8 protein-coding genes and 1 pseudogene are annotated in these 12,877 nt (G+C 73.1%); 7 read left to right on the top strand and 2 right to left on the bottom strand.

The annotated features are described in order from the left end of the window. The 6 genes and pseudogenes from DY240_RS32550 to DY240_RS27100 form a co-directional block, all read left to right on the top strand. Nucleotides 1-259 (top strand): annotated as a pseudogene (locus tag DY240_RS32550) (pilus assembly protein); the annotation flags it as partial. Nucleotides 260-306: 47 nt separating this feature from the next. Then, nucleotides 307-681, top strand: a complete 375-nt coding sequence (locus DY240_RS27120) for a TadE family protein (RefSeq protein ID WP_119662786.1) — start codon at nt 307-309, stop codon at nt 679-681. Continuing rightward, complete coding sequence (locus DY240_RS27115) at nt 678-1,109, top strand: pilus assembly protein TadG-related protein (protein ID WP_199702572.1); 432 nt, start codon at nt 678-680, stop codon at nt 1,107-1,109. The genes DY240_RS27120 and DY240_RS27115 overlap by 4 nt, the downstream gene beginning before the upstream one ends. Continuing rightward, on the top strand, nt 1,106-4,042 hold the full coding sequence (locus DY240_RS27110) for a hypothetical protein (protein ID WP_147375543.1): 2,937 nt from the start codon (nt 1,106-1,108) through the stop codon (nt 4,040-4,042). Before DY240_RS27115 ends, DY240_RS27110 begins: the two co-directional genes overlap by 4 nt. A gap of 260 nt (nt 4,043-4,302) precedes the next feature. Beyond that, a complete protein-coding gene (locus DY240_RS27105; protein WP_119662784.1) occupies nt 4,303-4,575 on the top strand; it encodes a WXG100 family type VII secretion target in 273 nt (90 codons plus the stop codon). Nucleotides 4,576-4,696: 121 nt separating this feature from the next. Then, nucleotides 4,697-9,367 (top strand): FtsK/SpoIIIE domain-containing protein, encoded by a 4,671-nt coding sequence (locus DY240_RS27100; protein ID WP_119662783.1) that lies wholly within the window; start codon nt 4,697-4,699, stop codon nt 9,365-9,367. Nucleotides 9,368-9,586: 219 nt separating this feature from the next. On the opposite strand, the gene DY240_RS33035 is transcribed toward DY240_RS27100, so the two are convergent. Further along, on the bottom strand, nt 9,587-10,681 hold the full coding sequence (locus DY240_RS33035; protein ID WP_199702571.1) for a hypothetical protein: 1,095 nt from the start codon (nt 10,679-10,681) through the stop codon (nt 9,587-9,589). Beyond that, nucleotides 10,678-11,076 carry a hypothetical protein gene (locus tag DY240_RS27085; protein ID WP_119662781.1) on the bottom strand — a complete coding sequence of 133 codons (399 nt, stop codon included), beginning with the start codon at nt 11,074-11,076 and terminating at the stop codon, nt 10,678-10,680. Before DY240_RS27085 ends, DY240_RS33035 begins: the two co-directional genes overlap by 4 nt. 115 nt (nt 11,077-11,191) lie before the next feature. On the opposite strand from DY240_RS27085, the gene DY240_RS27080 reads away from it, so the two are divergent. Next, the coding region (locus tag DY240_RS27080; protein ID WP_119662780.1) for a TIGR03960 family B12-binding radical SAM protein at nt 11,192-12,877 on the top strand (1,686 nt) is incomplete at its 3' end.

Below are 12,877 nucleotides of genomic sequence, written 5' to 3'. Positions count from 1 at the left end.
GGCCCGCGAGGCGGCCCGGACGGCACGCGTCGGCGGCGGCACGCCGGCGGCACTGGCGGCGGCGGAGGCCCGCGGCCGCGAGTACGCCGACGCCGTCGGGAACGGCCACCTGATCATCACCAGCATCGAGGCGATCCAGGTGGGCGACAACGTCCGCGTCACCGTCCGCGGGCGGTCCACCGAGATCATCGACAATCTGGCCCCCGAGGTCTCGCAGACCATCGAGGGCCCTATCGAGCAGTTCGTCCCGGACCTGTGATCACGCGACTGCGGGCCGCGCGCGCGGCGAGGAGAGAGGAGGGATCCATGGCCATCGAGGTCGTGATCCTCGCCCCTGTCCTCATCGCGGTCATGATGCTGATCGTCGGGCTGGGCCGGTACGTCGACCGCCGCGGCGACGTCGAGGCCATGGCGCGCGACGCCGTGCGGTCGGCGTCGCTGCAGCGCGACGTCTCGTCGGCGCGCCAGGCCGCGCAGGCCATCGTCGACAGCACCCGGCCCGACGGCGTCACGTGCGCCCCGATCCAGCTCGGCGGCACGTTCGCGCCGGGGGAGATGATCAGCGTCCGGGTCAGCTGCCAGGTCAGCTTCAGCGGCCTCGGGTTCGCCGGCTTCCCGGGCAGCACGACGCTCGAGGGCGAGAGCTTCGCGCCCATCGACGAGCTGCGGGGGACGCTGTGAGGCGCGCGGCGCGGTCGGAGCGGGGCGCCATCAGCGCGATGGTCGTCACGCTGATCGTCATGCTGTTCATGCTGGCCGGACTGGTCATCGACGGAGGGTTCGCGATCAACGCGCGGCAACGCATCTTCGACGACGCCGAGCAAGCCGCCCGCGCGGCCGCCAACCAGATCGACATCGAGGCGCTGCGCGAGACGGGTCAGGTGGTCCTGCTGGAGTCCGAGGCGAGGCAGGCGGCGGTCGACTACATGACCGCCCGCGGCTACGACGCCGGCCGGGTGACCGTGCAGGTCAACGGCGACGAAGTGTTCGTCCGCGCCGAGGACACCGTGAACACGTCCCTGCTGCAGCTGATCTTCATCGACGACTTCGGCATCGAGGGCCAGGCCACCTCGCGGCCGGCGGTCGGCATCACGGGGGAATTGCCATGAGCGAGACGAGAGGGCGCCGCGCCGCGGGCCGGCCGCAGACCACCCGTACCGAGCGCGGTTCCCGGCCGGTGTCCCCGATCGAGGCGTCGGTGACGGCGACCGCGTCGCTGCGCGAGACCGGGCCGCAGCGCTTCCAGCAGCGCGGCGTGCCGGAGGCCAAGCGCAGCCTGCCGCAGGCCATCGCGGCCGGGTTCGCGCTCGCGCTGCTGGTCATCGGTGTGCCGGTGCTGCTGCTGATCCTGGGCGGCCCGCCGCCCGTCCCGACGTCGCTGCCCACCCGCGACGACCTCACCGCCACCATCGGCGCCGATCAGCTGGTCGGCGTGCTGCTGTGGGTGGTCTGGCTGGCGTGGCTGCAGTTCACCATCTGCGTGCTGATCGAGCTGCGCAGCGCGGTCCGCGGCGTGGGGCTGCCCAGCCGGGTGCCGCTGTCCGGGCCGACCCAGCGGTTCGCCCGCGCGCTGGTCGCGTCGGTGCTGGTTGCCACCGCCGCGGTGGGCCAGGCCGCGGCCGCCTCGCCGGCGGCGGCGCCCGAGGCGCCCACCGCGTCCGTCTCCGCCGAGGCCTACGACGGCCAGGCCGAGGTGACCGTCCAGCAGGAGACGCCGCCGGCCGCGGCCCCCGCGGCCGCGTCCGAGGAGGTGGAGTACCGGCTGGGCGACATGGTGCTCGACCCCGAGGAGGGTGCGGAGCTGGTCGGCCAGAAGGTCTACATCGTGCAGCCGCCCGACGGCCGCTACCACGACAACCTCTGGGACATCGCCGAGCGCACGCTGGGCGACGGCCGCCGCTACCAGGAGATCTTCGAGCTCAACCGCGGGCGCACGCAGCCCGACGGCCACGAGCTGTCGCTGGCCCGGCTGATCTACCCGAACTGGCTGCTCATCGTGCCGGCCGACGCCGTGGGCGTCGACGTCGTCACGGCCGAGACGCCGGTGCCGGAGACCCCGCCCGCGCCGCCGGCCACCCCGCCGGTCGCGCCCGACGAGGGCGGCGGCCAGCAGGAGGGCATCGGCGAGGCCGGAGCCGGCCTGTTCGCCGACTTCGTCGCCACCGGCGAGGCCGAGTCGGTCAACACCAACCCGCACGCCGGGCTCATCGACGCCGGGCTGCTGGCCGCGGGCGTGCTGGCCGCCCTTGAGCTGGTGCGCCGCCGCCGGCGCACGCCCGAGCCGGGCACCGACGAGGTCGAGGCCGAGGTGGCGCTGCGCATCGGCGCCGACCCCGACCGCGCCCGCTGGCTCGACTACGCGCTGCGCCAGCTCGCCGCGGCGTGCCAGGAGGCCGGCCGGCCGCTGCCCCCGGTCTACGCCGCGGTGGTCGACAGCACGTCGGTCGAGCTGCTGCTGGCGCCGGCCCGGGCCGACGCGCCGGAGCCGTGGTCGATGCTCGACGAGGGCCGCCGCTGGATCCTGGCGCGCACCGACGTCGCCGTCGACCCCGAGCTGCGCGGCCGGGTCCTGGCGCCGTACCCCGGCCTGGTCTCGCTGGGCCGCAGCGGCGACCGCGACGTCCTGGTCGACCTCGAGGCGGCCGGCGGTCCCATCTGCATCGACGGCGACCCCGAGGCGACCTTCGAGGTGGTCACCGCCCTGGCGGTGGAGCTGGCCACTAACCAGTGGTCCGATCACCTGCGGGTCACCGCCGACGGCCTGCCCGACGCGCTGAGCGTCTTCGACCCGGGCCGGCTGCGGCTGGTCGACGGCGTCGAGCCGCTGCTGCCGGAGCTGGCCGCCCGCCGCGCCGACCGGCTCGGCACCGACGTGCTCACCGGCCGCGTCCGCCCCGGCGGCGCCGGCAGCTGGATGCCGGAGTACCTCGTGCTCGGCACGCCGCCCACCGGCGAGCTGGCCGAGCAGCTGGTCGCGCTGACCAACGCCGCCGGACGGTCGCCGCTCGGCGTGGTCTGCGCCGGCGACGTGCCGGGCGCGCGCTGGCGCATCCACGTCGACGCCGCCGGCACCCTGGAGCTGCCGGCGCTGGGTCTGTCCGTGCGGGCGAACCAGCTGTCGTGGCGCAGCATCGAGGCGCTGGTCGGGCTGGTCGACCCCGACCGCAGCCACGACCCCGACCCCGCCGGCCCGACCTTCAACGAGGCCTGGCTGCCCGAGGTGCGGCCCGAGGTGCCGCAGGTGCGCACGCTGGTCACCGAGGCCGAGCTGGCCACGGCGCCGGTCCGGGTCTACATCCTGGGCCCGGTGGTCGTGCAGGCCCGCACCGAGATCGAGGCCGAGCGCCGCGCGCTGGCCACCGAGATCGTCGTGCACCTGGCGCTGCACCGCGAAGGCGTCCACCCGACGGTGCTGGCGGCCGCCGTGTGGCCGCGCGGCGTCACTGCCGCGGTGCGCGAGTCCACCTTCGCGCGGGTGCGCGAGTGGCTCGGCGTCGACCGCGCCGGCTCGCCGTACCTGCTGATGACCGAGGACGGCCGGCTGAAGCTGAGCGAGGCCGTCGTCCTCGACTGGGACGTCGTGTGCGCGCTGCTCAGCCAGTCGCGGCAGGTGCGGCGTCCGTCGGAGGAGGCCGACCTGCTGCGCCGGGCGCTGCGGGTGGCCCGCGGGCCCGTGCTCAGCGAGCGGCCGCAGGGACGCTACGCCTGGATCGCCCGGGCACGCGTCGAACGCGTGGCGTCGGACCTGCTGGTCGACGCCGCGCACCGGTTGTCCGTCATCACCCGCGACGGCGGCGACCCGGGCACGGCGGCAGCCGCGGCCCGGGCCGGGCTGCGGGTCAGGCCCGCCGAGCAGCTGCTCTGGCGCGACCTGATCCTCGCCCAGCACGCCGTCGACGGGCGGGGCGGCGTCATGGCGGTGGAGGGCGAGATGAGCGAGACCCTCCTCGGCATCGGCGGCATCGAGCTCGCGCCGGAGACGGCCGCGCTGCTCGAGGAGCTGGTGCCGGGCGGCGGAGGGAGACACCGCGATCTCGCATAGTCGGAGGGCACCTGTCATTGCCGAAGGAGGTACCTCAAAACGTCTCGGGATGAATTCATGAATGGGCACGCTATTGTCCGGTCCGGGGTCCTGAAAAGGCCTGCGGATGATGTTGTCGTTGCCTTTCATGGAATCAGTCCGAGAAATTCCGGAAATCGCCGCCGGACAAGTTGCAAATTGCGCGACGGCCGGTAGGATTTCCAGTGTCGTGCCGCACCCGACGCGGTGGGGCGTAGTTATTCACGAGGGAGTAGAGAACAATGGGTGTTGGTGCAGATCTTCCCACTCTTCGGGAACTCCACGGGACGTTCACCAGGAACTCCGAGTCCGCGGACACCATCAAGAAGGAGGTCGACACCGGTGTTGCCAACGCCGTGTGGACCGGCCGTTACGCGGACGACTTCCGGAATGCGTGGGAGGAATACCGTACGAACCTCGACACGCTGCGTGACGCCCTGACCGGCGCGGCTGACGACGTGCGCGTCAACCACAACAACATCGCCGAGGCGACGGGCGAGCCCGACCGCATCTGACGGCCGGCACGCGTTCGCGACGGGTGGCCCACATTCTTTCGAAGGATGTGGGCCACCCGTGCGACGCTAAGCTGGTTCGGGTACGGGCCACCAGGCGTAACGCGGAAACAGGGACGGGTACGTGCGGCTGCTGCTGAGTGCCACCGCTTCGGGCGACGGCGACGTCGTCGACCTCGCCGTCGACTGCGACGACGATGCGACGGTCGCCGACATCGCGCGGCAGCTCGCTGCCCGGGTCCGTCCGGCGCCCGAGCCGCACATCGTCCACACCGCCGGCCGCCACCTCGGCGTCGTCGGCGAGAGCGTCCTCGACGAGGCCGCCGCCGAGGGCGGCCTCCCGCCCACCCTCTATCTCGGCGGCGTCCCGCTCGACCCGGCCGGCAAGGTCGCCGAGTCGCCGCTGCGCAACGGCGCCCTCGTCGGCGTCGGCACCCCGCTGCCCGACCTGTTCGGCGAACGCACCGGCGTGGTCCAGGTGCGCACGGTGTCCGGGCCGGGCGCCGGCCGCGTCGACTACCTCTCACCGGGCAGCCACGAGATCGGCAGCCGGGCCGGTTCGGCCGTCCATCTGTACGGCGAGGACACCCCGCCCGTGGCCGCCCGCCTCGACGTCACCGTCGACGGCGTCGTCACGCTGTCGCCCGATCCGTCACTGGTCGGCGTGCTGGTCCCGCCGCCGCCCCGCGAGCGGCTGCTCGAAGGCCCGATCGTGGTGCCGAAGGACGAGGAAGAGCCGCCGGGGACCAAGCGCCGGCGCAAGCGCAGGCGGTTCAAGAAGCGCATGGAGGAGCTGGCCCGGCTCAAGCACCCCAACCTCACCGTCGACCCCGAGGCCGACCGCCCGTTCCTGCACCTCGACCGCGTGCCGGTCGAGGGGCCGATGACGTGGCCGCCGGGCGGTGCGCTGGTGGTCGGCGACGTCGTGCTCGAGCTGGCCCTGCCCGCCGACCCCGACGCCTCGCTGTCGCCGAGCCCGGGCGGGGTGACGCTGGACTACAACCGCCCGCCGCGCCTGCTGCCGCCGCCGCGGCAGACCGAGTTCCGGCTGCCGCACGAGCCGCGCAAGCCCGACAAGGAACCCATGCCGTGGGCCATCTCGCTGGCCCCCATGATCATGGGCGGCGCCATGTTCTGGTTCACGCGGTCGCCGTTCAGCCTGATGATCATGATCATCACGCCGATCATGATGATCTCGCGCTACCGCAGCACCAGGAACCAGCAGCAGAACCGCTACCACGACGACATGAAGACCTACGTCCAGCGCATGCGGCACATCGAGAGCCAGGCCTACGACGGCCTGGTGACGGAGCGCTCGGCGCGCCGTCGCGACCTGCCCGACCCCGCGGCGGTGCTGCTGTTCGCCACCGGGCCGCGTTCGCGGCTGTGGGAGCGCCGCCGCACCGACCCCGACTTCATGCACGTGCGGGTCGGCACCGCCGACGTGCCGAGCGAGGTGTCGATGACCGACCCCACGCGCGAGGAGCACGAACGGGTGCTGCACTGGACGGCGCCGGACGTGCCGGTCGGCGTGCCGCTTGAGCAGGCCGGCGTCACCGGTGTGGCCGGCCGCGACGACGTGCGCCGTCAGGTGGCCGGATGGATGGCGGCACAGGTCGCGGCGCTGCACAGCCCCGCCGACGTCGACATCGTCGTGCTCTCCGACGCCGACGGCGGCGCCGCCTGGAACTGGATACGCTGGCTGCCGCACGTGCGGCGCGGCGACGACTCCGACGTCCTGGCGGGCATCGGCACCGACGACGACACCACCAACCGGCGCGTGGCCGAGCTGATGTCGATCCTCGAGCGGCGCCGTGCGGTGCTCAACGACCGCAGCGGCGGCATGCTCGCCTCTCGCGACGTCACGTTCCCGCCGCTGCTCGTGCTGCTCGACGGCGCCCGCCGCATCCGCCTGCTGCCCGGTCTGATCACCCTGCTGCGCGACGGGCCGCGGGTGAACATGCTCTTCCTCTGCATCGACGCCGACGAACGGCTGCTGCCGGAGGAGTGCCGGGCCGTCGTGTCGATCGGCCCCAACGGCACCGCGACCGTGCGCCGCACCGGCCACCCGACGGTCGAGGGCATCCGCCTCGACGTCGTGCCGCCGCAGTGGTGCGAGCGGCTCGGCCGCGCGCTCGCCCCGGTCAAGGACGTCAGCTCCGAGGACCTGTCGTCCTCGCTGCCGTCGTCGAGCCGGCTGCTCGACGTGCTCAAGCTCGACCCGCCCACGCCCGAGGCGATCCAGGGCTGGTGGGCCAGCGTCGGGCGCACCACCAAGGCGGTCATCGGCGAGGGCATGGACGGGCCGTTCGCGGTCGACATCAAGGCCGACGGCCCGCACGGCCTGGTCGCCGGCACCACCGGTTCGGGTAAGTCCGAGCTGCTTCAGACGCTCATCGCCTCGCTGGCCGTCGCCAACCGGCCGGACGAGATGACGTTCGTGCTGGTCGACTACAAGGGCGGCGCGGCGTTCAAGGACTGCAACAACCTCGCGCACACCGTCGGCATGGTCACCGACCTCGACGGCCACCTCACCACGCGGGCCCTCGACAGCCTCGCCGCCGAGCTGCACCGCCGCGAGCACCAGCTGGCGCGCGCGGGGAAGAAGGACATCGAGGACTACCTCGCGGCCAAAGGCCCCGGCGACGAGCCGATGCCGCGGCTGATGATCATCATCGACGAGTTCGCCGCGCTGGTCACCGAGCTGCCCGACTTCGTCAAGGGCCTGGTCGACATCGCCCGCCGCGGCCGTTCGCTCGGCGTGCACCTGCTGCTGGCCACCCAGCGGCCGGCCGGCGTCGTCAGCGCCGAGATCAAGTCGAACACCAACCTGCGCATCGCGCTGCGCGTCACCGACTCCAACGACAGCCAGGACGTCATCGAGGCCAAGGACGCCGCGGAGATCTCGAAGTCCACGCCCGGACGCGCCTACGCACGGCTCGGTGCGTCGTCGCTGGTGCCGTTCCAGTCCTCGCGGGTCGGCGGCCGGCCGCACACGCCGGGCGCGCAGATCGCCGTCGACCTGCGCCGCCTCTACTGGGACGAGCTCGGCCGGGCGCCGCAGAAGACCGACGACGGCGACAAGGACGAGGACGTCTCGACGCCGACCGACCTCGAGAGCCTGGTCACCGCCATCAACGCCGCGTCCGAGCGCACCGGTATCGCCGCGCCGCCGCCCCCGTGGCTGCCGCCACTGGACGACGTCGTCACGCTCGACGAGGTGCTGGCCGACCCCGCCGCCGTCATCGAGAGCGGCCGGGAGCTCCGGATCCCGTTCGGCATCGTCGACGTTCCGCGGGAACAGCGCCGCACGGTCGCGTTCTACGACCTGTCCCACGGCGGGCACCTGGGTGTCATCGGCGCACCGCGCAGCGGCCGCTCGACGGTGCTGCGGGCCGTCGCCGGCCTGGTCGGGCGGGCCGTCTCGCCGCGCGACGTGCACCTCTACGGCATCGACTGCGGCAACAACGCGCTGCTGCCGATGGTCGGGCTGCCGCACACCGGCGCCGTCGTCAGCCGCGACCAGCCCGAGCGGCTGTCGGCGCTGTCCGCGCGCATCCGGGCCGAGATCGGCCGGCGCCAGCAGCTGCTGGCCGAACAGGGCTACTCCGACCTCAGCGAGCAGCGCGCCGCCGCCGAGCCCGGCGCCCGGCTGCCGTACCTGCTGGTGTTGTTCGACCGGTGGGAGGGGTTCGTCCAGTCGTTCGAGAGCTTCGACAGCGGCCGGCTCATCGACCAATGGCTGCAGATCCTCCAGGAGGGCGCCGGCGTCGGCGTCAAGGTCGTCATGACGGCCGACCGCACGGCACTCGTCGGCCGCGTCTCGGCGCTGGTCGAGGACAAGCTGATGCTGCGGATGACCGACAACAGCGACTTCGGCAGCATCGGCATGCACCCGAAGAAGGTGCCCGAGCACATGCCGCCCGGCCGCGGCTTCCGCGCCGAGGGCCTGCGCGAGACCCAGATCGCACTGCTCACCGACGACGTCGAGGGCACTGCGCAGGTCGCCGCGCTGCAGCAGATCGCCCGCGAGGCCAAGGAGCGCCACGCCGACGTGCCGCGCCGGCAGCTGCCGTTCCGGGTCGACCAGCTGCCGTCGCGCATCAGCTACGCCGACGCGCTCGCGCTGGCCGAGCGGCCGCTGGCGCCGACGGAGCTCCCGGTCGCCGTCGGTGGCGACACCCTCACGCTGCGGGCGCTGGACGCCATCGACCACGGCCCCGGCATCCTCGTGCTCGGCCCGCGCCGGTCCGGCCGCAGCACCACGCTGCTGACGATGACCCGGTCGATGCTCGAACGCGACTGGAAGCTGCTGATCATCACGCCGCGGCGCAGCCCGCTGCGCGAGCTCGAGGGCAGTCCCGGCGTCGAAGCCGTCATCGGTCTCGAGATCGACAAGGACGAGGGCACCCGGCTGTGGGAGTCGATGGTGCCCGAGAAGGGCGGCCGGCCGACCGCCGTCGTCGTCGACGACCTCGAGCTGATGGGCGTCGACGGCTGGATGGTCGACCTGCTGACCAAGCACCTGCCGAAGCTGCGCGACACCGGCAGCGTCATCGTCGCCGCCGGCACCACCGACGACCTCGGCAGCAGCTACCGCGGCCCGGCGGCGGTGCTGAAGAAGTCGCGTTCCGGTCTGCTGCTCTCGCCGGCCGCGACCGCCGACGGCGACCACTTCGGCATCAAGCTGCCGCGATCGCTGACCGGCGGCATGCCGCCCGGCCGCGGCCTGTTCTCGGCCGCCGGCCAGTGGCAGCTGGTGCAGGTGCCGGAGACCACGGTCGAGAAGCGATGACGGGGGCGGCGGCCGGCCGCAGGCTGCCGGCCACGCGCCGACGTTCCGCGCGCCGGCCGGCCTCCCCGATGCGTGTGGGGCCGCTGGAGGGCGATGATCATCGACGATCGCTTGCATCACGAGGATTCCGCCCGCTTCACCAGGGGCGGCAGCCCTCGTGAAGTGGGAGAACTCCTGGTGATGGCCCCCGGATCCCGCCGCGCCCCGGCGATCGCCTGATCAGGCCGGGCGCAGCTGCTCGGCGGCGGCCGCGACGGCTGGGTCGTCGCTCTCGCGCAGCGCGGCCCACTGCTCCTCGTAGCCGACCGGCGGGGCCAGCTCCCCGGTGCCGCGGGCGGCCGTGGCGACCGTCGCCGCGGTGAGCTGGGCGAGCTCGTCGTCGCCGGCCTGGACGACCGCCTGCACCAGCGTCTCGGGGTCGGTGCTGTGGACCAGCTCGCGCGCGTAGTACGGGTCGTGCCGGTTGGCCCGGAGGTCGGCGACCAGCTGCCGCGTCGTCTCGTGGTCGCCGGGCACGCCGAAGCGCTGGGCGGTGGCGCGGGCGGCGTCGTAGGACTCGTGGACCGGCTTGGTGCTGATCTGCGACTCGTCGCCGACGTACGGACGCGGCACCGGGCGGTGGTCGGGCTGCGTGCTGACGCCGCCCTCGCCGAGCAGGTCCTGCGCCATCGCGAGCCGCCGCCGCAGGCCGGGCAGCTCCTGCTGGATCCAGTCGGCGACCTGGTCGAAGCGCGCGGTGTCGGATGTGTCGAGGTGCACGCCGGACAGGATGGTGCGCATCTCGTCCTGCAACGACACGATCTGATCACCGGCCCGCTCCATGGCCGCGACCAGCCGGGTCATCGCCTCGACGTCGATGGAGACGGTGGTGTTCGGCGGCTGCGGCCGCTCGGGCTTCTCCAGCACCGGCTCGTCGGGATCGAGCTCACCCGGCTTGGTCGGGTGCTCGGTGTCGCCGAAGTCGTCGGTGACCGGGGTGTCGTCGCCGCCGTCGTCGCCGTCGCTGTCGGCGTAGAGCGGGTCGTCGGGAGCCTCCGCGTCGGGCTCGGCCGGATCCTCGGCCGGCGGTTCCTCGGCGGGCGGGTCCTCGGCGACGTCCTCGGTGCCGCCACCGCCGTCCCCGCCGCCGTAGCCCCCGCCTCCGCCGTAGCCGCCTCCGCCGTCGTACCCGCCGCCATCTTCGGCATAGGAGGAGTAGTCGATGGCGGTGTGGTCGACGTACTCCTTCTCGATCGACCCGCCGGCCAGCTTGTCGGTGTCGGCGCCGCCGACCTTGCCGGGGTCGGGCGCCAGGCTGTCGCTCGCCTTCGTCACAGCGGCCGCACCTCCAGCGGCTCGTCGTCGCCGCGGGCGTCGAGCGCGGCCTGGATGGTCTCGACACAGCTCTCGGCGACGGAGCCGGCCAGCCGGGCGTGCACCGTCAGGCCGTTGGAGAACTCGTCGGCGAGCCGGCTCACCCAGGCGCCGTCCTCCATGGCCCGCTGGGCGGCGGAGAACAGCGACTCGCAGTCGTCGGCGACCAGCTGGGCCCGCTGCAGCGCCATCTCGAGCTCCTCGCGGCTGCTGGTGCCGGTGTCGGGCAGCGGGACGATCGGGGGCCGGGCGATGAGGTCGGGAGCGGTCTCGACGCCAGGCTGGGTCACCAGCGGCCGGGTCTCGACCGACGGCATCTGGAAGCCGTCCGGGACGACGTGGGCGGAGTCGGTCATACCTGCTGCCTCTCATCGCAGACGAATGGATGTCCGGTCGTGCCCAGACCCGGTCCTGTCGTGATGGTTACCATACCCGTGACCGCCCGAGAGACCATCCGTGAGTAGGACGTCCATGCCCGTCGAGTCCCTGTTCGACCAGCTCGAGCCGCTGCTGGCCAGGGTGGCCAAGCCCATCCAGTACGTCGGCGGGGAGCTCGGGGCGACGGTGAAGGACTGGGACTCCGCCCAGGTCCGCTGGGCGTTGATGTACCCCGACGCCTACGAGGTCGGCCTGCCCAACCAGGGCGTCCAGATCCTCTACGAGGTGCTCAACGAGCGGGACGGCGTGCTCGCCGAACGCACCTACGCGGTCTGGCCCGACCTCGAGCGGCTCATGCGCCAGCACGGCATCGGCCAGTTCACCGTCGACGCGCACCGCCCGGTCGCCGCGTTCGACCTGCTCGGCGTCTCGTTCGCCACCGAGCTCGGCTACACGAACCTGCTGACGGCGCTCGACCTCGCCGGCATCCCGCTGCTGGCCACCGAGCGGGGCGACGACCACCCCGTCGTCATCGCGGGCGGCCACTCGGCGTTCAACCCCGAGCCGGTCGCCGACTTCCTCGACGCCGCCGTGCTGGGCGACGGCGAGGAGGTCGTGCTGGCCATCACCGAGGTGGTGCGCGAGTGGAAGGCCGAGGGACGGCCTGGCGGCCGCGACGAGCTGCTGCTGCGGCTCGCGGCCGGCGGCGGTGTGTACGTGCCGAAGTTCTACGACGTCAGCTACCGCCCCGACGGCGCCATCGCCGCGGTCGTGCCCAACCGGCCCGGCGTGCCCGCCACCGTCCGCAAGCACACGGTCATGGACCTCGACCAGTGGCCTTACCCACGCAACCCGCTGGTGCCGCTGGCCGAGACCGTCCACGAGCGGTACAGCGTCGAGATCTTCCGCGGCTGCACGCGCGGCTGCCGGTTCTGCCAGGCCGGCATGATCACCCGGCCGGTGCGCGAGCGGTCCATCGAGACCGTCGGCGCCATGGTCGCCGAGGGCGTCAAGAACTCCGGCTTCACCGAGGTGGGGCTGCTGTCGCTGTCCAGCGCCGACCACTCCGAGATCGGCGAGATCGCGAAGGGCCTGGCCGACCGGTACGAGGGCACGAACACGTCCCTCTCGCTGCCGTCCACCCGGGTCGACGCGTTCAACGTCACCCTGGCCGACGAGCTGTCCCGCAACGGCCGCCGGTCCGGGCTGACCTTCGCGCCCGAGGGCGGCACCGAGCGCATGCGCCGCGTCATCAACAAGATGGTCAGCGAGGACGACCTCATCCGCACCGTCAGCACGGCCTACAGCAGCGGCTGGCGGCAGGTGAAGCTGTACTTCATGTGCGGTCTGCCCACCGAGACCGACGACGACGTGCTGGCCATCGCCGACCTCGCAAAGCGCGTCATCGAGGCCGGCCGCAAGGCGTCGGGCCGCGGTGACATCCGGTGCACCGTCTCCATCGGCGGGTTTGTCCCGAAGCCGCACACCCCGTTCCAGTGGGCCGCCCAGGCCGATCACGAGGTCGTCGACGCCCGGCTGCGCAAGCTGCGCGAGCGGGTGAAGTCCGACCGCTCCTACGGCAAGTCGATCGGGCTGCGCTACCACGAGGGCAAGCCGAGCATGGTCGAGGGCCTGCTGTCCCGCGGCGACCGCCGGGTCGGGCGGGTCATCCGGGCGGTGTGGGAGGACGGCGGCCGGTTCGACGGCTGGGGCGAGTATTTCTCCTACGACCGCTGGGTGCGGTGCACCGAGGAGGCGCTGGCCGGCGAGCCCGTCGAC

The organism is Jiangella rhizosphaerae (assembly GCF_003579925.1).
Lineage (GTDB): Bacteria > Actinomycetota > Actinomycetes > Jiangellales > Jiangellaceae > Jiangella > Jiangella rhizosphaerae.
This window is presented reverse-complemented; position numbering and strand designations above follow the sequence as displayed.